Here is a 22897-nt window from a genome sequence, read left to right as displayed (position 1 = left end):
TCAGGCGGGGCGCGCCGCCTCGGGCGGAGTGACCCCGACGTCGGTCCACACCTCGGTCATCTCGGTGATCAGGCCGCCGGCGCACGTCGCGAAGCTGGCGACGACGAACCGCTGCTCGCCGGACTCGTCGCGGCCGGTGACGTGGCAGCGGGCGACGGCCCGGTCTCCCGCGCCGACGAGGTCCTCGATCGTCAGTCGCTCGAAGCCCGGGTAGTCGGCGTTGAGCCGCACCCACTCGTCCCGGCCGAAGGTCTCACCCGTGTGCACGAAGTGGACGGTGAAGTCCTGCGCCAGCAGCGCCGGGAGGTCCTCCCAGCGGTGCTCGTCGATGGTCGTGCACAGGGTCCGCAGCAGCTCGGTGGCGTCCATGGCCAGAACCTACGCGGGCGCCCCGACATCGCCCTCGTCGTCGCGGTCCTCGGCCATCAGCTCGCGCACCAGCGGGACGACCCGCTCGCCGTAGAGCCGGATCGACGACATCCGCAGGTCGTGGGGGAGGCGGCCGTTGGAGTACTTCAGCTGGAAGCGGGTGGCGCCGAGGACCCGCAGGGTCGCGGCGATCTTGTGCGCGACGGTCTCGGGGGACCCGCAGTAGACCGCGCCCTCCGGTGAGAACTGCGCCCGGGCTTGGGCCTCGGTCATGGGCGGCCAGCCGCGCTCGGACCCCAGCTTGCGCATCTGCTCGACGAAGTGCGGCAGGTACTCCTGCGCGGCCTGCTCGTCGGTCTCGGCGATGTGGCCGGGGGAGTGGACCGCGATCGGCAGTCCGAGGTGGCCGGCCTCGTCGCACGCCCGGCGGTAGAGGTCGGCGAGCGGGGCGAACTGCGCCGTCGCGCCGCCGATGATCGCGATGACGATCGGCATCCCGTAGCGCGCGGCCCGGACGACGGACGCGGGGGTACCGCCGACGCCGACCCAGGTGGGGAGGCGCCCGGACTCGGTGGGCGGCATGATGCGGTCGACCTGCACCGGCGGGCGCACGGAGCCCTCCCAGCGGACGGGCTGCTCCGTGAGGACCTGGGCGAGCAGGTCGAGCTTCTCCGAGAAGAGCACCTCGTAGTCCTCGAGGTCGAGACCGAAGAGCGGGAAGGACTCGATGAAGGAGCCCCGCCCGACGGTGATCTCGGCGCGTCCGTGCGAGAGCGCGTCGACCGTCGAGAACCGCTCGAAGACCCGGATCGGGTCGTCGGAGCTGAGGACCGTGACCGAGGTGCCGAGACGGATCCGCTCGGTCGTCGTGGCGAGACCCGCGAGCAGCGTGTCGGGCGCGGAGATCGCGTAGTCGGCGCGGTGGTGCTCACCGACGCCGAAGACGTCGAGGCCGAGCTCATCGGCGAGCTGCCCCTCCGCGAGGACCTCGCGCACGACGGTGGCCGCCGGCAGCGGTTGCCCGTCGGCGTCGAGGGCGATGTCACCGAAGGTGTCGAGACCGAGCTGGATCGGCTGGATCGTCATGACGATCAATCTAGGGCCGGGGTCGTCGCGACGCGAGAGACTGCCGCCATGACCGACGCCTCCGTCGCCGAGCACGCCGATGCGCTGCGGGCCCACCTCACCCGGTACCGGCCGACCGAGGGCTTCGCCCTGCTCGGGGTCCGCGAGGAGGGTGACGAGGTAGCCGTCGTCTTCAGGTGGCGGCGCAACCCACACCACTTCGTCGTCCGTTTCGGTCGGGACTTCGCGGCGTTCTTCGCGGAGGAGGAGGGAGCCGGTCTCGACGCGTGGTGCGAGGACGTCGGGTTCTGGCTCATGGAGGAGCTCGACACGGGACTTCTCGCGAGAGCCGACCGGCAGTGCGCGGGCGCGGAGGTCGTCCTCACCTCGCCGTCGGACCGGCACCGTCCGACGGAAGTCTCGGTCCACGACGTCCCCCAGTTCGAGCCCGAGGTGCGGCTGCCGTGGCGGCTGCGTGCCCGCTTGGCGGTGCGGGGAACGATCGCCCGCTGGCGCGGACGACCAGCCACCTACGAGTGGGCCGCCTGGGCGCCCACGGACCAGGCTCCCGGCGACGGGCGGCGAGACGGTGAGTGGCTGGAGGAGGTCGGGCTCGACGCGGCCGGGGTCCGGGCGATCCGGGACGAAGGGGGCTTCCTGGCCTGGTTGCAGGCGTGGGGGAGCGAACCCGGCAGGGTGGTCGTGGGGCAGTGCGCCGTCGCCGCGACATCCGACCCGGACGTGGCTGCGGTCGTGGTCCTCGGAGTGACGGACGGCGCGCCGAGCGGGGCCAGGCAGGAGCTCGTCGTCGCGGCCGTGCATACGGCCGCCGACCAGGGGGCGCGCACCGTCCTCGTCCCGACAGCCGATGGCGGCACCGAGGCCGTCGACACCGCGCTGTGCTGAGGCCGGTCGCGGACCGGTGGGTAAGGTAGGGGCCATGACCGTGCCTCTCGGACGGCCGCGCCGGATCACCGCGCGGCGAGCTACCTCGGGGTCGGCCCGCGCCTGACGCGCCGGTCGCCCCCTTCGCTCCTGCCCCGAGAACCCCCTGCACCACTGATTGGACACGAGACACCCATGGAAACTGCCGAGATCCGGCGCCGTTGGCTCACCTTCTTCGAGGGCAAGGGACACGCGGTCGTCCCCTCCGCCCCGCTGATCCACGAGGACCCCAACCTCCTCTTCGTCAACGCCGGCATGGTCCCCTTCAAGCCCTACTTCCTCGGGCAGGAGACGCCTGCCTGGACCCGCGCCACGAGCGTGCAGAAGTGCGTGCGCACCGGTGACATCGACGAGGTCGGCAAGACCTCCCGACACGGCACCTTCTTCCAGATGAACGGCAACTTCTCCTTCGGCGACTACTTCAAGCGCGACGCAATCGCCTTCGCCTGGGAGCTGCTCACCACCCCCCAGCCCGAAGGGGGCTACGGCCTGGACCCGGAGCGGCTGTGGGCGACGGTCTACACCGACGACGACGAGGCCGAGCAGCTGTGGCTCGAGCTCACCTCGATCCCCAAGGAGCGGATCGTGCGTCGTGCCGAGGCGGACAACTACTGGTCGATGGGTGTGCCCGGCCCGGGCGGCCCGTGCAGCGAGATCTTCTACGACCGCGGCGACGAGTACGGCCGCGAGGGTGGGCCCGAGGTCGACGAGGACCGCTACATGGAGATCTGGAACCTCGTCTTCATGCAGTACGAGCTCTCGGCCGTCCGCTCCAAGGCGGACTTCGACGTCGCCGGCCCGCTGCCGGCGCAGAACGTCGACACCGGCATGGGCCTGGAGCGGATCGCGAGCATCCTCCAGGGCGTCGACAACATGTACGAGATCGACGAGGTCTACCCGGTGCTGGAGAAGGCCGCGGAGATGACCGGCCGCACCTACGGCACCCAGTCGGGCCAGACCGCGGGCGACTCGCACCCCGACGACGTCCACCTGCGCGTCGTCGCCGACCACGTGCGCTCCTCGCTCATGCTCATCGGTGACGGCGTCACCCCGGGTAACGAGGGTCGCGGCTACGTGCTGCGCCGCATGCTGCGCCGTGCGGTGCGCGCGATGCGCCTGCTCGGCTACGAGGACCCGGCGCTGCCGCACCTGCTGCCCGTCTCGATGGAGCGGATGAGCGCGTCCTACCCCGAGCTGCGGACCGGCTTCGACCGGATCGCGCAAATCGCCTACGCCGAGGAGCAGGCCTTTCGCCGCACCCTCGCGCAAGGCACGACGATCCTCGACACCGCGGTGACGCGCACCAAGGACAGCGGCGGCGACACCCTCGCCGGCGAGCAGGCCTTCGCGCTGCACGACACCTACGGGTTCCCCATCGACCTCACCCTCGAGATGGCGGCGGAGCAGGGGCTCAAGGTCGACCGTGAGGGCTTCGTCCGCCTCATGGACGAGCAGCGCCAGCGCGCCAAGGCCGACGCCAAGGCGAAGAAGGGCGGCCACGCCAACACCGAGGTCTGGAAGGACCTGCGCGCGCTCGGCGCGACGGACTGGCGTGCCTACGAGGAGCTGACGACGACCGGCTCGGTCGTCGGCCTCGTGCGCGACGGCGCCCGCGTCGAGGAGCTCGAGCCCGGCCAGACCGGCCAGGTCGTGCTCGACCGGACGAGCTTCTACGCCGAGTCCGGCGGTCAGATCGCCGACTCCGGCGTCATCGTCGTCGACGGCGCGCGCCTGCTCGTGCGCGACGTCCAGCGCCCGGTCAAGGGCCTCGTCGTCCACACCGTCGAGGTCGCCGACGGCGCGGTCCGCGTCGGCCAGGACTCCTCGGCCGAGGTCGACCCGCAGTGGCGCATCGACGCCTGCCAGGCTCACTCCGGCACGCACGTCGTCCACGCGGCGCTGCGCCAGGTGCTCGGCCCGTCGGCACTGCAGTCCGGCTCCTACAACAAGCCCGGCTACCTGCGCCTCGACTTCGCGTGGAACCAGGCGCTGTCCGGCGACGCCCGCGCCGAGATCGAGCACGTCGCCAACCTCGCGGTCCGCGACGACCTGCCGGTCTCCGCGGACTGGATGACCCTGCCCGAGGCGCGCGAGCGCGGGGCGCTCGCCCTCTTCGGCGAGACCTACGACGAGCAGGTGCGCGTCATCGAGATCGGCGGCGAGTGGTCGCGCGAGCTGTGCGGTGGCACCCACGTGCGCCACTCCAGCCAGATCGGTGCCCTCACCCTCACCGGCGAGTCCTCGGTCGGCTCCGGCGTGCGGCGCCTCGAGGCCTATGTCGGCATGAACGCCCTGCAGCACCTGGCGACCGAGCGCGCGCTCGTCGCCGAGCTGTCGAGCATCGTCAAGGCGCCGGCTGGCGACCTGCCGGAGCGCGTCTCCGAGCTCGTCACCCGCCTGCGCGAGGTCGAGAAGGAGCTGGAGAAGGTGCGCCGCGAGCAGGTCGCGGCCTCTGCGGGCTCGCTCACCGACGCCGCGAGCGACGTGGCGGGCGTGACCTATGTCGGCGTCCACATCGCAGGCGGTGCGCCGGACGACCTGCGTCAGATGGTCACCGACACCCGCGCCCGGCTCGGCGAGGAGCGCCCGAGCGTCGTCGCTCTCACCGGTGACGGTCCCGGCAAGCCGGTCGTCGTCGTCGCCACCAACGAGGCGGCCCGGGCGAAGGGGGTCAAGGCGGGCGCTCTCGTGCGCGTCGCGGCCCAGGTGCTCGGCGGCGGCGGTGGCGGCAAGGACGACCTCGCCCAGGGTGGCGGCCAGGACGCCACGAAGGTCGAGGACGCCCTGGCGGCCATCGAGCGGGAGCTCGGTGCCTGACGCCGGGACGACCGTGCCGGAGCCCCGTCGAGGGGTCCGGCTCGGCATCGACGTGGGCGAGGCCAGGGTGGGGGTCGCGATGAGCGACCCCCACGGCCTGCTCGCGACGCCCGTGGAGACGGTGGCACGTGATCTCCAGCACGGCCGTGACGTCGATCGGGTCGTCGAGATCGCCACCGAGGTCGAGGCGATGGAGGTCGTCGTCGGTCTCCCGCGCTCCCTCGACGGCTCCGAGGGCCCGGCCGCGGCGAAGGCGCGCTCGTGGGCCAAGAGCTTGGGTCTGGCCCTGCGCGAGGCGCCGATCGGGAACACGCCGATCCGCCTCGTGGACGAAAGGCTCACGACAGTGGATGCTCATCGGGGCCTGCGGGACAGCGGTGTGGCCGGTCGTCGCCATCGGGACGTGGTCGACCAGGCGGCCGCGGTGCTGATCCTGCAGACTGCGCTGGACACGGAGCGCGCAACCGGTAGACCCCCAGGGGAACGGGTAGGTCGGCCGCGCCGACGCACACCGCGGAAGGGCAACGACGCATGAACCAGCTCGACGACGACATCTTCGACGACGGGCCGCACGATCGCTCGCACACGCGCCGTCAGCGGCGGGCCACGGAGGCGCGCACCACGCGGCGCGGCGGAGCCGGCTGCCTGGCCATGCTCCTCGCGGCTGCGGTCGTCGTGGTCGCCATCGTCTTCGCCTTCGGCTCCCTGCGGTCGCTGATCCCCGGCGGGTCCGGCTCGAAGGACTTCGAGGGACCGGGACACGGCAAGGTCGAGGTCGAGGTCGCCTCGGGTCAGTCCGGCTCCGAGATCGGCGAGTCCCTCGTCGAGGCGGGCGTCATCAAGTCGACGAGCAGCTTCACCGAGGTCGCGGCCGCCCAGCCGGACAAGGCCTCCTCGATCCAGCCGGGCACCTACGCGATGCTCAAGGAGATGCCGGCGGCCGACGCCTTCGACCGGCTCATCGATCCCAAGAACCGCGTCGCCAAGGGCATCACGATCCCCGAGGGCCTGTGGCGCTCGGAGATCTACAAGCGCCTGTCGGAGGGCACCGGCGTGCCGGTGTCGCAGTACGAGAAGGCCGAGAAGTCGGCGCAGCTGAAGCTGCCCGAGCAGGCCGGTGGCGACCTCGAGGGCTGGCTCTTCCCGTCGACCTACGAGTTCGACAAGGACACGAGCGCCGTCGCCCAGCTCAACGCGATGATCACCATGACGACCGACGAGCTGAAGAAGGCCAAGGTCCCGCAGGACACGTGGGAGCGCACCCTCACCGTCGCCTCGATCGTCGAGGGCGAGTCCGGTGCGGCCGACCGGGGCAAGGTCGCCCGGGTCATCGAGAACCGCCTGGCGGACGTCAACGGCCCGACCGTGGGCATGCTCAACATGGACAGCACCGTCCACTACGTCTTCCAGGAGCGTGGCAAGGCGGGCACGACCGACGAGATGCGCAACTCGGACAGCCCCTACAACACCTACAAGCACACGGGTCTGCCCCCGGGGCCGATCAACAACCCCGGGGCCGAGGCGATCAAGGCTGCCGGCAACCCCGACGAGGGGGACTGGCTCTTCTTCGTCACCGTCGACCCCGACACCGGCGAGACGAAGTTCGCCGAGACGCAGCGCGAGCACGACAACAACGTCAAGGAGTTCGAGCAGTGGTGCGCGGACAACCAGGACCGGTGCTGACGAGCGAGACGACCCGGCACGCGGGCGTCCTCGGCAGCCCGATCCGGCACTCCCTCTCGCCGACCCTCCACACGGCCGGCTACGAGGCGGCCGGCCTCGCCGACTGGGACTACACGCCCCACGAGGTCGACGAAGGGGGACTGGCCCCCTTCGTCGCCGGCCTCGACGTCATGTGGCGCGGCCTGAGCCTGACGATGCCGCTCAAGGTCGCGGCCTTCGACGTGGCCGACGAGGTGAGCGAGCTGGCCCGCAGGGCCGGGGCGATCAACACCCTCGTGCGCACCGACGCCGGCTGGATCGCGGACAACACCGACGTCTACGGGATCCGGGCCGCGCTGCGCGAGGCGGGGGTGACCGCGCCCGCGAGGACCCTCGTGCTCGGCTCCGGCGCGACGGCTCGCTCGGCGGCGCTCGCGATGCACGAGCTCGACGCCGAGCAGGTCGGCATCGCCGCCCGCGACGAGGCCAAGGCCGCCGCCCTCGCCGAGGCCGTGCCGGGTGTGGTCACCGGTGGGACCGGCCCGCTTCGCTCGTGGACCTCGACCGGTCCGCAGGTCGTCGTGAGCACCGTGCCGGGCGGCGCGGCCAACGAGGCCGTGGCGGCCACGATCGACGGGGCCGACCTCGAGGGGGTCGTCCTGCTCGACGTCGTCTACGCCGACTGGCCGACACCACTGGCTCGCGCCGCGAGGGAGCGTGGCGCCACCGTGGTCTCCGGGCTCGAGATGCTCGTCCACCAGGCAGCACGGCAGTTCGAGCTCTTCACCGGAGAGCCGGCGCCGGTGGCGGCGATGCAGGCCGCCGGTCGGGCAGCGCTCGGCCACACCCCGGACGCCTGACGGGACCTCGCCCGCGGGATGGGAAGATGCCAGACATGTTGCGTTGGTTGACTGCTGGTGAGTCGCACGGCCAGGCCCTCGTGGCGACCCTCGAGGGACTGCCGGCCGGGGTCGAGGTCACGACCTCGGACGTCGCGGGTGCCCTCGCCCGTCGTCGACTCGGCTACGGCCGCGGTGCCCGGATGAAGTTCGAGCAGGACCAGGTGACCTTCCTCGGCGGCGTGCGCCACGGCAGCACCCTCGGCTCGCCGCTCGCCGTGATGATCGGCAACACCGAGTGGCCCAAGTGGGAGACGGTCATGAGCGCCGACCCCGTCGACGCCGCCGCCTTCGCCGCGTCCGACGACGTCAACGCGGAGAAGGAGATCGCCCGCAACCGGCCGCTGACCCGTCCGCGGCCCGGTCACGCCGACCTCGTGGGGATGCAGAAGTACGGCTTCGACGAGGCCCGTCCCGTGCTCGAGCGCGCCTCGGCCCGCGAGACCGCGGCCCGCGTGGCCCTCGGCGAGATCGCCGAGCGCTTCCTCGAGCAGGCCTACGGGATCCGGCTCGTCGCGCACACGGTCGCGATCGGCGAAGGGGAGGCCCCCGCCGACGGTCCGCTGCCGACCCCCGACGACACCGCGACCCTCGATGCCAACCCCGTGCGCGCGATGACCCGCGAGGGCACCGACGCGATGGTCGCCGAGATCGAGGCGGCGAAGAAGGACGGGGACACCCTCGGCGGCGTCGTCGAGGTCCTCGCCTACGGCCTGCCGCCGGGCCTGGGCAGCCACGTCCACTGGGACCGTCGCCTCGACGCGCGCCTGGCCGGCGCCCTCATGGGCATCCAGGCGATCAAGGGCGTCGAGGTCGGCGACGGCTTCACCACCGCCCGCCGCCGCGGCTCCGCCGCCCACGACGAGATGGAGCGCGACGGCGACGGCGTGATCCACCGCCGCACCGGTCGCGCCGGCGGCACCGAAGGGGGCATGAGCACCGGTGACGTGCTGCGCGTGCGCGCCGCGATGAAGCCGATCAGCACGGTCCCGCGGGCCCTCGAGACCATCGACGTCGCCGGCACCGACCCGGCGACCGCGATCCACCAGCGCTCCGACGTGTGCGCCGTCCCGGCCGCGGGCGTCGTCGCCCAGGCGATGGTCGCGCTCGTCCTCGCCGAGGCCTGCGTCGAGAAGTTCGGCGGCGACTCGGTCGCCGAGACCGCGCGCAACCACCGCGCCTACCTCGACGCGATCCCCGAGCTCATGCGGACGTGGGAGGCGTGAGCGGCGCTCCCTTCGTCGTCGTCATCGGACCGCCCGGGGTCGGCAAGTCGACCGTCGCGGCGCAGCTCGCCGAGCGTCTCGGTCGGAGGTACGTCGACTCCGACGCCCTCGTCGAGGAGCGCGAGGGCCGCAGCATCTCCGATCTCTTTGTCGACGAGGGCGAGGACTACTTCCGCGCCGCCGAGCAGCGGGCCGTCCTCGACGCCCTGACCGAGGACGGCACCGTCCTCGCGCTCGGTGGGGGAGCACCGATGATCCCCGCGCTCACCGAGGCGCTGCGCGCCCACCGGGTGCTCTTCCTCGACATCGGCATCGCCGACGCAGCGAAGCGGATCGGCTTCGACAAGAGCCGGCCGCTGCTGTCGGTCAACCCGCGCCAGAGCTGGATCAAGACGATGGAGGCGCGGCGCCCGACCTACGAGGCCCTGGCGACCCACCGGGTCGACACGGCCGGCCGCGACGTCGAGACCGTCGTCGCGCAGGCCCTCACCGTGCTCGAGGAGGGCGCATGAGCCCCTCCGATGTGACCACGATCCCCGTCGGGGACGACTACGACGTGCTCGTCGGTCATGGGGTCTCAGCCCGGGTGGTCGACTTGCTGCCGGACGACGTCGCCCGCGTCCTCGTCGTCCACGGCGAGCCTCTCGCCCGTCTCGCCGAGCCCGTCGTCGACGCGCTGCGCGCCGCCGGGCTCGACGTCCACGTCGCCGCAGTGCCCGACGCCGAGGCGGCCAAGACCGTCGAGGTCGCCGCCGGGCTGTGGGCGGTCATGGGGCAGGCCGGGTTCACCCGCACCGACGCGGTCGTCGCCGTCGGCGGTGGCAGCGTCACCGACCTGGGTGGCTGGGCCGCGGCTGCGTGGCTGCGCGGGGTGGCCGTCGTCCACGTGCCGACGACCGTGCTCGGCATGGTCGACGCGGCCGTCGGCGGCAAGACGGGCATCAACACCGCCGAGGGCAAGAACCTCGTCGGCGCCTTCCACACGCCCGCGGCGGTGCTCTGCGACCTCGACCACCTCGCGACCCTGCCGCCGGCCGACCTGTCGGCCGGGTTGGCCGAGGTCGTCAAGGGCGGCTTCATCGCCGACCCGCGCATCCTCGAGATCGTCGAGGAGGAGGAGTCGGCCGTGCAGGAGCCCGGCACCGCACAGCTGCGCGAGGTCATCGAGCGCAAGATCGCCATCAAGGCCGAGGTCGTCGCCGCCGACCTGCGCGAGTCCAACCTGCGCGAGATCCTCAACTACGGGCACACCCTCGGCCACGCGATCGAGCACCACGAGGGCTATCGCATGCGGCACGGCGAGGCGGTCGCGATCGGCATGGTCTACGCCGCCGAGCTCGCCCACCGCACCGGTCGGATCGACGCCGCCCTGCTCGAGCGGCACCGCTACGTCCTCGGTCTGCTGGGCCTGCCGACGACCTACTCGGCGGCGACCTTCGACGAGCTGCTCGCCGCCCTGCGCCGCGACAAGAAGACCCGTGGTGCGACGCTGCGCTTCGTCGTCCTCGACGGTCTGGCGCAGCCGACCCGGTTCGAGGGCCCGGACGAGAGCCTGCTGCGCGAGGCCTACGCCGCCCTCGCCTGACCCCCCCCCTTCGCCCGGCTGCGACTCCGCAAGACCCTAGGGTTTTGCAGAGTTCAGCCGGCGTCGAGGTCGGCCTCGTGGACGGTGATCGCGACCTGCACGCGGTTGTCCGCGCCGAGCTTGTCGAGGATGCGGCCGACGTGCGCCTTGACCGTCGCGACGCTCAGGTAGAGGCGCGCGGAGATCTCGGCATTGGACAGACCGGCGCCGACGGCCCGGGCGACCTCGAGCTCGCGCTCGGTGAGGGACGTCAGGCGGGTCCGGGCCTCGTCGCGGGCGGCGTGCTGCGCAGCGCCGCCGGAGGCCGAGCGCACCGACTGCAGCACCGAGGCGGTGACGCCGGGGGAGAGGATCGACTGGCCCGCGGCGACGAGCCGCACGGCCTCGACGAGACGGTCGGGCGGGGTGTCCTTGAGCAGGAAGCCGTCGGCCCCGTGCTGCAGCGCCCGCATGACGTCGTCGTCGGCGTCGAAGGTCGTCAGGACGATGACCTTGCTCGGCGACCCGCTGCGGACGAGCTCGTCGGTTGCGGAGAGACCGTCGAGGCGCGGCATGCGGATGTCCATGAGGACGACGTCGGGGGAGTGCTCGGCGATGACCGAGAGCCCCTGGCGTCCGTCCTCGGCCTGGCCGACGACGGTGATCTCCGGCGCGCCCCCGAGGATCATCGACAGCGCGGTGCGGACCATGGCGTCGTCGTCGACGAGGACGACGGAGATCGGGGCCCGGCTCGAGTCGTTCACACCGGCCACGGTAGCCACACCGCCAGCCGGTGCCGTCCGTCGGGTGCCCAGCCGTGCTCGATGCGCCCGCCGGCGAGCTCGACGCGCTCGGAGAGCCCGAGCAGGCCGGTGCCGGAGCCGGGCACGGCCGCGCCGGTCGCCTGCACGGAGCGCGGGTTCGTCACGGTCACCTCCAGCCCGTCGCCCGGCCGTCCGGCGAGGCGCACGTCGACGCCGGCCCCGGGGGCGTGCTTGCGGGCATTGGTCAGCCCCTCCTGCACCACCCGGTAGGCGGCGCGGCTGGCGGTCTCCGGCACCGCCGCGATGTCGACGCCGCCGTCGTCGAGCGTGACGCGGCTGCCGGCTGCTCGCGCCTCGTCGAGGAGCTCCGGCAGGTGCACGAGCGAGCTCTGCGGACGAAGGGGGGCGCCCCCGTCCTCGGCGCGCAGCACCCCGAGCACCTCGCGCAGGTCGGTGAGTGCGGCGCGCGCATTGGCGTCGATGGCCGCGACGGCCGCCCGCCGCTCGTCCTCGGGCAGGTCCTCGCGGTAGGCGAGCACGCCGGAGTGCATCGTGACGAGCGAGATGCGGTGGGCGAGGACGTCGTGCATCTCGCGGGCGATGCGGCCGCGCTCGGCGGTCTGGGCCTGGGCGACCCGAGCCCGCTGCTCGGACTCGGCCGTCCGGGCCCGGTCGACCCACGAGCGCACGAGGGCCCGGCGCGAGCCGATGGAGACACCGACGGCGACGAGGACGGCGAGCACGAGCAGGCTGAAGAGCGTCTCCGCCCACAGCGGCAGGGGGTCGGGGTCCGGGTAGACGATCCGGGAGGCGAAGGTCCCGGTGACGACGGCGAGCAGGGTGACCGGGACGAGCTCGCGCCAGCGCTGCCGGGTGGCGAGCGAGACCATCGCCACCGCCTGGGCACCGGCCGCGACGACGGACACGCCGCTGAGCAGGGTCGTGACGGCCGCCGTCGTCACCGGCAGGCGGCGACGCAGCAGGAGCAGGGCCGCGGCGACCAGACCGAGCGCGGGGTCGACGAGCACCAGCCAGAAGGTGCGCAGGCCCTCCGGCAGGTCCGCGTCGGGATCGGGATAGGTGATCGCGAAGGTCAGGATCCACAGGGTGAGGCCGATCAGCAGGGCGAGGCCGAGGCGCCAGGTCGTGCCCCACCAGGTCAGGCGGTCGGGGTGGCGCTCGTCGGGCGCGGGTCGGCTCGTCACGGCCCCACCGTAGGCGGTGCCCGACCCGCCCGGCATCGGCCGGGAGTCGCTGCTGCAGGGGGTCACCCCCCTTCGGAAGTCGTAGTCACCCTCGAGACCACCGGGCGATGTGGGGACGGGTCGCCCACCGGCAGCGTGGAGCCCATGATCACCGCCACCCACCTCACCAAGCGCTACGGCGACGTCGCCGCCGTCTCCGACGTGACCTTCACCGCCCGACCCGGCCGCGTCACGGGGTTCCTCGGGCCCAACGGCGCCGGCAAGTCGACCGTCATGCGGATGCTCACGGGCCTCACGCCACCGACCTCCGGCGAGACGAGCGTCCTCGGGCACCGCTACCGCGACCTGCCCAACCCCGGCCGACACGTCGGCGTCATGCTCGACGCCTCCGCCCAGCACCCGGGCCGCACCGGCCGGGAGGTGCTCGGCCTCGCGGCACGCACGACCGGTGTCGGGTCGGCCGCCGTCGGCACCGCGCTGTCCAGGGTCGGGCTCACCGATGCCGAGGCGGGCCGCCGCGTGCGCGGCTACTCGCTGGGCATGCGGCAGCGCCTCGGCCTGGCGACCGCCCTCCTCGGCGACCCGCAGGTGCTCGTCCTCGACGAGCCGGCCAACGGCCTGGACCCGCAGGGCATCCACTGGATGCGCGGGCTGCTGCGCGACTTCGCCGACGCGGGCGGGACCGTCCTGCTCTCCTCGCACCTGCTCCACGAGGTGCAGGTCATCGCCGACGACCTCGTCATCATCGGTCGCGGCCGGATCGTCGCCGAGGGCACGACCGAGGAGCTGCTGCAGCGGCAGGGGACCCGGGTGGCCTCGCTCGACGACGACGAGCTGACCATCGCCCTGCGGGCCGCCGGCATCGAGGTGACGCAGACCCCGACCGGTCTGCTCGCTGCCGCCGAGGCGGCGACCGTCGGCCGGGTCGCGCTCGACGCGCGCATCGTGCTCACCGACCTGGCTGCCGGCTCCGCCGGCGGCCTCGAGGACCTCTTCCTCAGCCTGACCGCAGACCACTCCCGAGGAGATGCCGCATGACCACCCGCACCGACACCGCCTCCGCTGATCCGGCCACCGACGCGGCCGCGGCCGCGGACATCCCCGCCACGCCGCCGCTGGACACCAGCGGCGACCACATCCCCTTCGCCCGGCTCGTCGACGTCGAGCTGCGCAAGATGGTCGACACCCGCGCCGGCCTGTGGATGCTCGTCGTCATGGCGGCGATCAGCGTCCTCGTCTCGGCGGTCCTCGTCATCTGGGGGAGCCCCGCCGACCAGACCTTCGCCACCTATCTCGGCATGATCTTCATCCCGCTCACGGTGCTGCTGCCCGTCCTGGGCATCATGTCCGCCACCCAGGAGTGGAGCCACCGCACCGGCCTGGCGACCTTCACCCTCGTACCGCGACGCGGGCGGGTCCTCACCGCCAAGGCCGTCGCCGCACTCGCCCTGACGCTCGGTCTGCTCGTCGTCGCCGCCGCCGCGTCCGCCGTCGCGACGGCGATCTCGGGCGGGACCTTCTCGCTCACCGGGCTCTCGCTCGTCGGGGTCGTGCTCACCGCCCTGCTCCTCACGCTGCAGGGGGTGGCCTTCGGCGCGGCCCTGCTCAACACCCCCCTGGCCATCGTGGCCATCCTCGTGCTGCCGACGGTGTGGATGGTCCTCACCTCGTCGATCAGCTGGATGAGCGATGCTGCCCGCTGGCTCGACCTGACGATCGTCACCGAGCCCCTCACCGAGGGCACGATGACCGCGGAGGCGTGGGGCCAGCTCGCCACGAGCAGCGCCGTGTGGGTGCTCCTGCCCCTGGCCATCGGCACCCGCCGCGTGCTCACCCGCGAGATCTCCTGAGCGGCGTGTCACCCCTCCCGTGGTGCTGGGCCGCGGGAGGGGCGCGTTACCGTCGTGGTCATGTCACGTGTGCGTCCCGCAGCCCTCGCCCTCACCGCTGCCCTCACCCTGACCGCCTGCGCGGGCGCGTCGGGTGGTTCCTCGAGCTCGAACGCCTCCGACGGCTCGTCGTCGAGCAGCGCCAGCCCGTCGTCGAGCCCGAAGGGCTACACCCCGGCGCCGGAGGAGAAGGCCGCGATGGTCATCAAGGGCGACGACTTCCCTTCGCTCGACACCAAGGCGAAGCTGCCGCGTGATGTCACGTCCGCCCAGCTCAAGACCTGGGTCGACGAGGGCAGGCTGCCCGTCGGGCGCACCCACGGGGCCTACTTCGAGACGATGATCAACAGCATCACCCAGGCGAAGGAGGCGCCCGACGTCGTCTTCTTCGGCGACTCGATGACCCAGCAGGGCGTCGACCCGCAGGTGCTCGGCAAGGAGCTGACCAGGGCGAAGGGGAGTGACGTCACCGTCTTCAACGCCGCCAGCAGCCGCGCCCGCTGGGGGATCAACAAGATGGTCGCCGAGTACCTCGTCAAGGAGGACAAGGTCCCCGACGTGGCGGTCCTGATGCTCTCCACCCGGGCGGCCGAGGACGACGGCTTCTACGAGAGCGAGGTCCAGAAGACCGGATTCTCCGCGATGGTCCAGGGCTGCGACCGGCCGACCACCAAGGAGTGGGGGGCCGCCGAGGTCAAGGACTGCGAGCGCTACCACTCCGACCTGCGCTACCGCTTCCGCGATGCCGGTGGTCAGGTGGAGCGGGCGCAGGAGGGCGAGATGCCGCAGACGAGCCTGGCCATCGGGTCCAAGGGCTTCCTGCGCTCCGACGGCTTCATGATCCACCCGGGGATGCCCCTCGACGAGGTGCGCGAGACGAGCGCCAAGCGGGTGGCCCGCGGCAACCCCGGCCTGCCGCACGTCGGCGAGCAGGCGACGAAGGACTTCGACGCCACCGTCGAGCTGCTGCGCGAGCACGGCGCGACGGTCGTCTCCTCGACGATTCCCTACTCGCCGGCCCACCAGGACAACCTCGAGAAGCGCTGGCGGGGCTACGACACCCGCCGTCAGAAGGCTGCGAAGGAGATCACGGCGACGGCCGACGTGCCGCTCTTCGCGATCAACCGCTTCGGCTCCTGGTACGGCGACGGCAGCGGCCGTGACGCGATCCACCTCGCGCCCGAGGGCGCCGCCGACTTCTCGCGGCAGATGGCGAAGACCCCCGGCTTCGCGGACACGGTCACCGAGGCGGTGGACTGAGCCGCGGCCCCCTGACGCGCGGGCCCGCGCTCAGGAGCGGCCGCGCGGGGCCGAGGCGGACATGATCTCGGTGATCGCCGCCTCGTCCTCGTCGCTGAGGCGACCCCAGCCGGGCGCGTACTCGTAGACCTCGCCGAGCGGGGTGGCCCTGCGGTTGCCCAGGAGCAGCTCGACGTCGTCGACGGTGAGCAGGCCCGGGTGCCAGACGCCGCAGGCCTCCGAGACCTTGAGCAGGTCGCGGCGCAGGGTGCGGATGTAGTTGTCGACCCGGTGCGCCTTGAGCGCCGGGTCGAGGCCGCGGGAGAGCCAGGGGTTCTGCGTCGCGACGCCGGTGGGGCAGTGGTCGGTGTGGCACTTCTGCGCCTGGATGCAGCCGATGGCGAGCATCGCCTCACGCGCGACGTGGACCATGTCGACGCCGAGGGCGAAGGCGACGAGGGCATTTTCGGGCAGGCCGAGCTTGCCGGACCCGACCCACGTGACGCGGTCGGCGAGGCCCGCCCGGGCGAAGACGCCGTAGACGCGGGTGAAGGCGAGCCGGAAGGGCAGGGCGACCGCGTCGCTGAAGACGAGGGGAGCCGCACCGGTCCCCCCTTCGCCTCCGTCGATGACGATGAAGTCCACGCCCCGCGTGCCGTCGGCCATCGCCTCGGCCAGCTCCTCCCAGAAGGTGAGGTCGCCGACCGCGGACTTGATGCCCACCGGCAGACCGGTCTCGTCGGCGACCCGCTCCACGAAGTCGAGCAAGGAGTCGACGTCGTCGAACTCGGTGTGTCGTGACGGGCTGGCGCAGTCCTTGTCCTGCGGGATCCCGCGAGTCTGCGCGATCTCGGCGGAGATCTTCGCCGCGGGGAGCATGCCGCCCAGACCGGGCTTCGCGCCCTGGCTCAGCTTGATCTCGATGGCGCGCACCGGCGCCGAGGCCGCGACCTGCTTGAGCCGCTCCATGTCGAAGCGGCCCTCCTCGTCGCGGCAGCCGAAGTAGGCCGTGCCGATCTGGAAGATGATGTCGCCACCCTGGCGGTGGTACTCCGACAGCGAGCCCTCGCCCGTGCAGTGCAGGGCGCCGGCGAGGCGGGCGCCCTCGTTGAGCGCGGTGATCGCGTTGCCCGACAGCGAGCCGAAGCTCATGCCGGAGATGTTGACGCACGACTGCGGGCGGAAGGCGTGCCGTCGCCCGCGCGGGCCGCCGAGCACCTTGGCCGACGGCAGCACGACGTCCTCGGCGCTGTGCGGGCTCGACGGCGCCGCCACGGAGGAAAAGGTGCGGTGCTTGAGGACCGGGTAGCCCTCGAGCTGCTCGACGTCGTTGTCCGTGCCGAAGCCAACGTAGTTGTTCTCCATCTTCGACGAGGCGTAGACCCACGAGCGCTGGTCGCGGCTGAAGGGCCGCTCCTGGTCGTTGCTCGTCACGATGTACTGCCGCAGCTCCGGACCGATCTTCTCGAGCAGGTAGCGGGCGTTGGCGACGACCGGGAAGTTGCGCTTGAGCGAGTGCTGCTTCTGCAGCAGGTCGCGGGCAGCGAGCCCGGCGGTGGCGGCGAGGACGGTGGCGACGGCGGCCTTCGACTTCATGCCCGCCATCCTGCACCTTCCTCCTCGGGTCTGCGTGGATGCCGCCGCCGCACGCCGGGCCGGGTGCGCGCGTGGGTGGATCCTCCCTTCGCCGGTTAAGATGCTGGGCGGCCCGCGCGCGCCCTCCGGCGCAGCGGCGGGAGACCACCTGACGACGACGCGAAGGCGAGCACATCCGTGGCAACGACGAATGACCTCAAGAACGGCATGGTCCTCAACATCGACGGCCAGCTCTGGAGCGTCGTGGAGTTCCAGCACGTCAAGCCCGGCAAGGGCCCGGCCTTTGTCCGGACCAAGCTGAAGAACGTCACGAGCGGCAAGACCGTCGACAAGACCTTCAACGCCGGCACCAAGGTCGAGACGTCGAACGTCGACAAGCGGACGATGCAGTACCTCTACAACGACGGCACCGACTTCGTCTTCATGGACCCCGACACCTACGACCAGATCCCGGTCACGCCCGAGGTCGTCGGCGACGCCGCGAAGTACATGCTCGAGAACCAGGAGGCGGTCATCGCCCGCCACGACGGCAACGTGCTCTACGTCGAGCTGCCGGCCTCGGTCGTCCTCGAGATCACCTACACCGAGCCGGGCCTGCAGGGCGACCGCTCGACCGGCGGCACCAAGCCCGCGACCCTCGAGACCGGCGCCGAGATCTCCGTGCCGCTCTTCCTCGAGCAGGGGACCAAGGTCAAGGTCGACACCCGCGACGGGTCCTACCTCGGTCGAGTGAGCTGAGTGGGAGCCCGGACCAAGGCTCGTCGTCGCGCGGTCGACCTGCTCTTCGAGGCGGAGTCCCGAGGGGTCAACGCCGGTGACCTCGCGCGCGAGCGCGCGCAGACGCCGGTGACCCCGGCCCCGCTCAACGAGTACACCGTCGCCGCCGTCCAGGGAGTCGTCGCCCACTGGAGCGACATCGACGACGCGCTGACGACCTACAGCCAGGGCTGGAGCCTCGAGCGGATGCCCGACGTCGACCGCGCGATCCTGCGCCTGGGCGCCTGGGAGATCCTCTTCAACGACGAGGTCCCCGACGGCGTCGCCGTCAGCGAGGCCGTGACCCTGGCCACCGAGCTGAGCACGGACGAGTCCCCGAAGTTCGTCAACGGCCTGCTGGCCCGCATCGTCGAGGTCAAGCCCACCCTCGTCTGAGGAGAGACATTGAGCACAGCGCACGACCCGGCGCAGGAGCCGGCGACCACCGTCGACCGAGGCACCGTCATCGGTGAGGGCTTCACGTGGCTGGCGCGCTGGTCGTGGCGCCTGCTGCTCGTCTCCGCCGGCGCCGCCGTCCTCTGGTGGGTCCTCGCCAAGCTGTGGGTCGGGGTCTTCCCCGTCCTGCTCGCCCTCATCGTCGCGACCGTGCTGTGGCCACCGACGCGGTGGCTGCGGTCCACGGGGCTGCCCGCAGCGCTCGCCGCGGTGATCGTGATCCTCGGTGCGCTCATCGTCTTCTTCGGCGTGCTGGGAGCGATCACCCCGTCGCTCATCAGCCAGTCCGGCGACCTGGCCGACTCGGCCTCCAAGGGTCTGTCGGAGCTGCAGCAGCGGGCGGCCAAGCCGCCCTTCAACCTCGACAACCAGACGATCGACGACGCGGTCCACACGGCCCGGACCTGGCTGCAGGACCGGGGCGGCCAGATCGCCACCGGTGCCCTCGCCGGCGCCTCGGCGGTCGGCTCCGGTGCCGTGACCCTCGTGCTCGTCCTCGTGCTCGTCTTCTTCTTCCTCAAGGACGGGCCGGCGTTCCTCCCCTTCGTCCGTCGCGTCAGCGGACCGCGGGCCGGCGCCCACCTCACCGAGGTGGCCACGCGGTCGTGGGCCACCCTCGGGGGCTTCATCCGCACCCAGGCGATCGTCTCCGCCGTCGACGCCGTGCTCATCGGCGTCGGTCTCGTCGTGCTCGGCGTGCCGCTCGCCTTCGCGCTGGCCGTGCTCACCTTCTTCGGTGGCTTCATCCCGATCGTCGGTGCCTTCGCCGTCGGCTTCCTCTCCGTCCTCGTCGCCCTCGTCGCCGAGGGGCCGACGACCGCCCTGCTCGTGCTCGCGCTGATCATCGCCGTGCAGCAGATCGAGGGCAATGTCCTGCAGCCCTTCCTCCAGGGCCGGTCCATGGAGCTGCACGCCGGGGTCATCCTGCTCGCCGTGACGATCGGCGGCACGGTCTTCGGCATCGTCGGGGCCTTCCTCGCGGTGCCGGTGGCCGCCGTGGGCGCGGTGATCCTGCGCTACCTCAGCGAGCAGGTGGCCCTGCGGGCAGGTGAGATCACCGCCGACGAGGCGGAGTCGGAGACCGAGGAGGGCGCCGAGGTCGCCGAGGTCGAGCAGGACGCCGCGGTCACCGAGTGAGCGTCCTCCCGCGGCCCGCCGTCAGCGTCATCCCGCTGCGGGACGGTGCGCGTGGCCCGGAGGTCTTCGTCCAGCACCGTCAGCCGACGATGGACTTCGCGGCGGGCGCCGTCGTCTTCCCCGGCGGCCGCTGCGACCCCGGCGACGTGGCGAAGGGGGCCGACCTCGCCCTGTCGTCCGCGACCGTGGCCGACCACGTCCACCGGTGGCGGCACGTGCCCGTCGACGGCGACCGTGCCGCCGATGCCCGCACCCTCGTCGCGACGGGGCTGCGCGAGCTCGCGGAAGAGACCGGGCTGGTCACCCCGCCGGAGTCGCTCGTGCCCTGGGACCGCTGGGTGACGCCCGAGGGGCCACCCAAGCGCTTCGACGTCTCCTTCTTCGTCCTGCCGGTCCCGGCCTCCGCGCCCGGCCAGCCCGTGCACCTGACGACCGAGGCGGTCGACTCGGAGTGGGACGCGGTCGAGGCGCTGCTCGCGGCCGGCGCGGCCGGCCGTCTGCGGCTGATGACGCCGACCCGGGTCATCCTCCAGGAGCTGCTCGACCTGGGCAGCGTCGAGGCTGTGACACGACTGCGGCCGGTCATCACGGGTGTCCGTGACGACCGGCCGGGGTCGCGCCCGCGGGTCACCGACGTGGTGCCCGGGGGCTGAGCGGGGTCAGAAGGCGGGCAGGACCTCGCCCTGGGGCCAGGTCTCCTCGATGTAGGCCTTGACCTCGGGGGAGTGGAGCAGCTCGTCGAGCTTCTTCAGGCCGGCGTTGTCCTCGTTGGCCTTCTGCACGGCGAGGAAGTTGGCGTAGGGGTTGTCCTTGGCCTCCTCGACGGCGAGGGCGTCGTCGAGCGACAGGTCCGCCTCGATGGCGTAGTTGCCGTTGATGATCGCGGCGTCGAGGTCCTGCAGCGAGCGGGCGAGCTGCGCGGCGTCGGTCTCCTTGAACTCCAGGTCCTTGGGGTTGTCCTCGACGTCGAGGATCGTCGCGTTGGTCGCGTCCTTGCCCTTCTTGAGGGTGATGACGTCGTTGTCCGCGAGCAGCTGCAGCGCCCGGCCCTGGTTGGACGGGTCGTTGTTGATGCCGATCTGCCCGCCCTCGGGCAGGTCCTTGATGTCCTTGACCGAGTCGGAGTAGAGGGCGAAGGGCTCGATGTGGATGCCGTCGTAGTGCGCGAAGTCGTAGCCGCGGTCCTCGACCTGCTCCTCGTAGTAGGGCAGGTGCTGGAAGTAGTTGGCGTCGAGCGTGCCCTCGGAGAGCTGGACGTTGGGCTGCACGTAGTCGTCGAAGGTCTTGATGTCGAGGTCGAGCTTCGCCTCGGGGGCCAGCTCCTTGTCGACGTACTCGAGGATCTTCGCGTGCGGCGTGGGGGAGGCGCCGACGGTGATCTTGGTGATGCCGTCGCCGTTCTCGGTGGGGCCCTCGGCGTCGCCCTTCATCAGGCCGCACCCGGACAGGGCCAGGGCGGAGACGGACAGGACCGCGGCGGCGCGGGTGGCGGTGCGGACGGGGGACATGCGGGTTCCTTTCAGCGGGCGGCCCGGGGGCCGGTGGTGCGTGGGTGTGGCGAAGGGGAGGGACGTCGCGTGGAGCAGGTGGCGGCTCACCGGCGGTCGAGCCGCCGTGCGACGAGGTCACCGACGAGCTGGACGACCGTGACGATGGCGACGAGCAGCACGACGCAGACGACCATGACGTCGGTCTCGAAGCGGTTGTAGCCGTAGGACATCGCGACCGCGCCCAGGCCGCCGCCGCCGACGGCGCCGGCCATGGCGGTGTAGCCGATGAGGGCGATGATCGTCGTCGTCAGCCCGGCGACGAGGCCGGAGCGGGCCTCGGGCAGCAGCACCTTGCGGGTGATCTCGCGGCGGGTGGCGCCCATCATCGTCACCGCCTCGACCTTGCCGCTCGGCACCTCGCGCAGCGAGGTCTCGACGAGTCGGGCGTAGAAGGGGATCGCGCCGACGGTGAGCGGCACGACCGCTGCCTGCCAGCCGATCGAGGTCCCGACGACGAGCCGGGTGAAGGGGATGATCGCGATCATCAGGATGAGGAAGGGCAGCGAGCGGCCGATGTTGACGACCGCGCCGAGCACCCGGTGGAGCAGGGGATGGGGCGCGATGCCGCCCGGCGAGGAGTTGTGCAGGAGCACGCCGACGGGGATGCCGATGATCGCCGTGATGATGCTCGCGAGGGCCGTCATGGCGAGGGTCTCGAGGACGGCGGTCGGGACGATCTCCCGGATGACGGGGTTGTCGAGCCACCCCTCGGCGGCGGCGGTGCCCAGACTGGCGAGGGCGCTCATGCGGCCACCTCCGGGGAGAGGTGGGCGGCCTCGAGGACGCGCACGGCCTCGGCGGTGCGGGCGGGGTCGACCTCGAGCTGGATGCGGCCGACCCGGCGGCCGGCGATGGTCTCGAGGGTGGCGGCGGCGACCTCGGCCGGCACGTCGGCCGCGCGCAGCAGGTCGAGGACCGCGTCGACGCTCGTCGTCGCGGCGCGGGAGTCGCCGAGGGCGACCTCGACGTAGCCGGCGGTGTGGCCGAGGGGGAGCGGGGGAAGGGGGATGAGGTCGCGGTGCAGCCGGCCCGCGGGGTCGGCGACGACCTCGCCGATGCTGCCGGTCTCGAGGACCCGGCCCTCGCCGAGCAGGGTCACCGCGTCGCAGACCTCGCGCACGACGGCGGGCTCGTGGGTGATGATGACGACGGTGATGCCCAGGCGATCGCGCAGGTCGCGCAGCAGCCCGAGGATCTGGCGGGTCGTCGCGGCGTCGAGCGCGGAGGTCGGCTCGTCGCACAGGAGGATGTCGGGGCGCGTCGCGAGGGCGCGGGCGATGCCGACGCGCTGCTGCTGGCCGCCGGAGAGCTGACCGGGGTGGTTGTCGGCCCGGTCGGCGAGCCCGACGAGGCCGAGCAGCTCGGCGACCCGGGCCGATCGCTCGTCCGCCGACCAGCCGGCGATCTCGAGCGGCAGGGCGATGTTGTCGGCGGCCGAGCGGGAGTCGAGCAGGTTGGCGTGCTGGAAGACCATGCCGAAGCGGCGACGGGCCGCCCGCAGCTCGGCACCGCGCAGGCCGGGGATGTCGGTGCCGTCGAGGACGACGGTCCCGGCGGTCGGCTGCTCGAGCCCGGTGAGGCAGCGGATGAGCGTCGACTTGCCGGCGCCGGAGCGGCCGACGATGCCGTGGATGGAGCCCTGGGGGATCGACAGGGTGATGTCGTCCAGGGCGACGACGGGGCCGCGGGCGGAGGCGAACTCCTTGCGCAGGCCGCGCACGTCGAGCAGAGCGGGGGTGTCGGTCACCGGAAGATAAT

General features: G+C 72.3%; 23 protein-coding genes. 15 read left to right on the top strand and 8 right to left on the bottom strand.

What is annotated here, in order from left to right:
• Positions 1-369, bottom strand: coding sequence for a nuclear transport factor 2 family protein (locus NMQ01_RS08980; protein WP_255183607.1), 369 nt, complete (start codon positions 367-369; stop codon positions 1-3).
• Between the two features lie 9 nt (positions 370-378).
• On the bottom strand, positions 379-1455 hold the full coding sequence (locus NMQ01_RS08975; RefSeq protein WP_255183606.1) for an LLM class flavin-dependent oxidoreductase: 1077 nt from the start codon (positions 1453-1455) through the stop codon (positions 379-381).
• 48 nt (positions 1456-1503) lie between these two features.
• Here NMQ01_RS08975 and NMQ01_RS08970 point away from each other — a divergent pair, with 48 nt between their 5' ends.
• The 8 genes from NMQ01_RS08970 to aroB all read left to right on the top strand — a co-directional run bounded on the left by NMQ01_RS08970 (position 1504) and on the right by aroB (position 10568).
• A complete protein-coding gene (locus NMQ01_RS08970) occupies positions 1504-2340 on the top strand; it encodes a hypothetical protein (protein WP_255183605.1) in 837 nt (278 codons plus the stop codon).
• A gap of 174 nt (positions 2341-2514) precedes the next feature.
• Entirely contained in the window at positions 2515-5196 is a 2682-nt protein-coding gene (alaS, locus tag NMQ01_RS08965; protein ID WP_255183604.1) for an alanine--tRNA ligase, read from the top strand.
• Positions 5197-5275: 79 nt separating this feature from the next.
• A complete protein-coding gene (ruvX, locus tag NMQ01_RS08960; RefSeq protein ID WP_255183603.1) occupies positions 5276-5731 on the top strand; it encodes a Holliday junction resolvase RuvX in 456 nt (151 codons plus the stop codon).
• Positions 5728-6879, top strand: coding sequence for an endolytic transglycosylase MltG (gene mltG, locus NMQ01_RS08955; protein WP_255183602.1), 1152 nt, complete (start codon positions 5728-5730; stop codon positions 6877-6879). Before ruvX ends, mltG begins: the two co-directional genes overlap by 4 nt.
• Positions 6873-7718, top strand: a complete 846-nt coding sequence (locus NMQ01_RS08950; RefSeq protein WP_255183601.1) for a shikimate dehydrogenase — start codon at positions 6873-6875, stop codon at positions 7716-7718. Before mltG ends, NMQ01_RS08950 begins: the two co-directional genes overlap by 7 nt.
• Positions 7719-7753: 35 nt before the next feature.
• Positions 7754-8983 carry a chorismate synthase gene (aroC, locus tag NMQ01_RS08945; protein ID WP_255183600.1) on the top strand — a complete coding sequence of 410 codons (1230 nt, stop codon included), beginning with the start codon at positions 7754-7756 and terminating at the stop codon, positions 8981-8983.
• Complete coding sequence (locus NMQ01_RS08940; RefSeq protein WP_255183599.1) at positions 8980-9495, top strand: shikimate kinase; 516 nt, start codon at positions 8980-8982, stop codon at positions 9493-9495. Before aroC ends, NMQ01_RS08940 begins: the two co-directional genes overlap by 4 nt.
• Positions 9492-10568: a 3-dehydroquinate synthase gene (aroB, locus tag NMQ01_RS08935; RefSeq protein WP_255183598.1), complete on the top strand. Its 1077-nt coding sequence runs from the start codon at positions 9492-9494 to the stop codon at positions 10566-10568. Before NMQ01_RS08940 ends, aroB begins: the two co-directional genes overlap by 4 nt.
• A gap of 53 nt (positions 10569-10621) precedes the next feature.
• Here aroB and NMQ01_RS08930 read toward each other — a convergent pair whose 3' ends face one another.
• Together NMQ01_RS08930 and NMQ01_RS08925 are read right to left on the bottom strand one after the other, a co-directional pair.
• Positions 10622-11320, bottom strand: a complete 699-nt coding sequence (locus tag NMQ01_RS08930) for a response regulator transcription factor (RefSeq protein ID WP_255183597.1) — start codon at positions 11318-11320, stop codon at positions 10622-10624.
• Positions 11308-12516 carry a sensor histidine kinase gene (locus NMQ01_RS08925; protein WP_255183596.1) on the bottom strand — a complete coding sequence of 403 codons (1209 nt, stop codon included), beginning with the start codon at positions 12514-12516 and terminating at the stop codon, positions 11308-11310. The genes NMQ01_RS08930 and NMQ01_RS08925 overlap by 13 nt, the downstream gene beginning before the upstream one ends.
• Before the next feature lie 144 nt (positions 12517-12660).
• Between NMQ01_RS08925 and NMQ01_RS08920 the strand changes: the two genes are divergently transcribed.
• Genes NMQ01_RS08920 through NMQ01_RS08910 form a run of 3 tightly spaced genes read left to right on the top strand, consistent with a single transcriptional unit; the run spans position 12661 to position 15665 of the window.
• Positions 12661-13554, top strand: coding sequence for an ABC transporter ATP-binding protein (locus NMQ01_RS08920; RefSeq protein ID WP_255183595.1), 894 nt, complete (start codon positions 12661-12663; stop codon positions 13552-13554).
• Positions 13551-14366 (top strand): ABC transporter permease, encoded by an 816-nt coding sequence (locus NMQ01_RS08915; RefSeq protein WP_255183594.1) that lies wholly within the window; start codon positions 13551-13553, stop codon positions 14364-14366. The genes NMQ01_RS08920 and NMQ01_RS08915 overlap by 4 nt, the downstream gene beginning before the upstream one ends.
• A gap of 60 nt (positions 14367-14426) precedes the next feature.
• Positions 14427-15665, top strand: coding sequence for a hypothetical protein (locus NMQ01_RS08910; RefSeq protein WP_255183593.1), 1239 nt, complete (start codon positions 14427-14429; stop codon positions 15663-15665).
• A gap of 30 nt (positions 15666-15695) precedes the next feature.
• On the opposite strand, the gene NMQ01_RS08905 is transcribed toward NMQ01_RS08910, so the two are convergent.
• Positions 15696-17240, bottom strand: coding sequence for an FMN-binding glutamate synthase family protein (locus NMQ01_RS08905; protein ID WP_255183592.1), 1545 nt, complete (start codon positions 17238-17240; stop codon positions 15696-15698).
• A gap of 177 nt (positions 17241-17417) precedes the next feature.
• Between NMQ01_RS08905 and efp the strand changes: the two genes are divergently transcribed.
• From efp to NMQ01_RS08885, 4 genes are read left to right on the top strand one after another with little or no spacing between them, the layout of a single operon-like run.
• Complete coding sequence (efp, locus tag NMQ01_RS08900) at positions 17418-17978, top strand: elongation factor P (protein WP_255183591.1); 561 nt, start codon at positions 17418-17420, stop codon at positions 17976-17978.
• Positions 17979-18392, top strand: a complete 414-nt coding sequence (gene nusB, locus NMQ01_RS08895) for a transcription antitermination factor NusB (RefSeq protein ID WP_255183590.1) — start codon at positions 17979-17981, stop codon at positions 18390-18392.
• Between the two features lie 9 nt (positions 18393-18401).
• Entirely contained in the window at positions 18402-19589 is a 1188-nt protein-coding gene (locus NMQ01_RS08890; RefSeq protein WP_255183589.1) for an AI-2E family transporter, read from the top strand.
• Entirely contained in the window at positions 19586-20242 is a 657-nt protein-coding gene (locus NMQ01_RS08885; protein WP_255183588.1) for an NUDIX domain-containing protein, read from the top strand. The genes NMQ01_RS08890 and NMQ01_RS08885 overlap by 4 nt, the downstream gene beginning before the upstream one ends.
• 6 nt (positions 20243-20248) lie before the next feature.
• Here NMQ01_RS08885 and NMQ01_RS08880 read toward each other — a convergent pair whose 3' ends face one another.
• From NMQ01_RS08880 to NMQ01_RS08870, 3 genes are all read right to left on the bottom strand, one after another.
• Positions 20249-21097 carry a MetQ/NlpA family ABC transporter substrate-binding protein gene (locus NMQ01_RS08880; RefSeq protein WP_255183587.1) on the bottom strand — a complete coding sequence of 283 codons (849 nt, stop codon included), beginning with the start codon at positions 21095-21097 and terminating at the stop codon, positions 20249-20251.
• 86 nt (positions 21098-21183) lie between these two features.
• Positions 21184-21885 (bottom strand): methionine ABC transporter permease, encoded by a 702-nt coding sequence (locus NMQ01_RS08875; RefSeq protein ID WP_255183586.1) that lies wholly within the window; start codon positions 21883-21885, stop codon positions 21184-21186.
• Positions 21882-22868 (bottom strand): methionine ABC transporter ATP-binding protein, encoded by a 987-nt coding sequence (locus tag NMQ01_RS08870; RefSeq protein WP_255186348.1) that lies wholly within the window; start codon positions 22866-22868, stop codon positions 21882-21884. The genes NMQ01_RS08875 and NMQ01_RS08870 overlap by 4 nt, the downstream gene beginning before the upstream one ends.
• Between the last annotated feature and the right edge of the window lie 29 nt (positions 22869-22897).

The organism is Janibacter sp. CX7 (assembly GCF_024362365.1).
In the GTDB taxonomy this organism is placed as follows: Bacteria; Actinomycetota; Actinomycetes; order Actinomycetales; family Dermatophilaceae; genus Janibacter.
The sequence above is the reverse complement of the archived record's forward strand: the minus strand, read 5'-3'. Positions and strand labels throughout refer to the sequence as shown.

What these genes read in the sequence shown, in the direction of transcription:
- aroC (WP_255183600.1), top strand. Translation starts at nt 7,754, where the DNA reads ATGTTGCGTTGGTTGACTGCTGGTGAGTCGCACGGCCAGGCCCTCGTG.
- aroB (WP_255183598.1), top strand. Translation starts at nt 9,492, where the DNA reads ATGAGCCCCTCCGATGTGACCACGATCCCCGTCGGGGACGACTACGAC.
- NMQ01_RS08980 (WP_255183607.1), bottom strand. Translation starts at nt 369, where the DNA reads ATGGACGCCACCGAGCTGCTGCGGACCCTGTGCACGACCATCGACGAG.
- NMQ01_RS08910 (WP_255183593.1), top strand. Translation starts at nt 14,427, where the DNA reads ATGTCACGTGTGCGTCCCGCAGCCCTCGCCCTCACCGCTGCCCTCACC.
- ruvX (WP_255183603.1), top strand. Translation starts at nt 5,276, where the DNA reads ATGAGCGACCCCCACGGCCTGCTCGCGACGCCCGTGGAGACGGTGGCA.
- NMQ01_RS08875 (WP_255183586.1), bottom strand. Translation starts at nt 21,885, where the DNA reads ATGAGCGCCCTCGCCAGTCTGGGCACCGCCGCCGCCGAGGGGTGGCTC.
- NMQ01_RS08970 (WP_255183605.1), top strand. Translation starts at nt 1,504, where the DNA reads ATGACCGACGCCTCCGTCGCCGAGCACGCCGATGCGCTGCGGGCCCAC.
- NMQ01_RS08920 (WP_255183595.1), top strand. Translation starts at nt 12,661, where the DNA reads ATGATCACCGCCACCCACCTCACCAAGCGCTACGGCGACGTCGCCGCC.
- NMQ01_RS08880 (WP_255183587.1), bottom strand. Translation starts at nt 21,097, where the DNA reads ATGTCCCCCGTCCGCACCGCCACCCGCGCCGCCGCGGTCCTGTCCGTC.
- NMQ01_RS08905 (WP_255183592.1), bottom strand. Translation starts at nt 17,240, where the DNA reads ATGAAGTCGAAGGCCGCCGTCGCCACCGTCCTCGCCGCCACCGCCGGG.
- mltG (WP_255183602.1), top strand. Translation starts at nt 5,728, where the DNA reads ATGAACCAGCTCGACGACGACATCTTCGACGACGGGCCGCACGATCGC.
- alaS (WP_255183604.1), top strand. Translation starts at nt 2,515, where the DNA reads ATGGAAACTGCCGAGATCCGGCGCCGTTGGCTCACCTTCTTCGAGGGC.
- NMQ01_RS08915 (WP_255183594.1), top strand. Translation starts at nt 13,551, where the DNA reads ATGACCACCCGCACCGACACCGCCTCCGCTGATCCGGCCACCGACGCG.
- NMQ01_RS08975 (WP_255183606.1), bottom strand. Translation starts at nt 1,455, where the DNA reads ATGACGATCCAGCCGATCCAGCTCGGTCTCGACACCTTCGGTGACATC.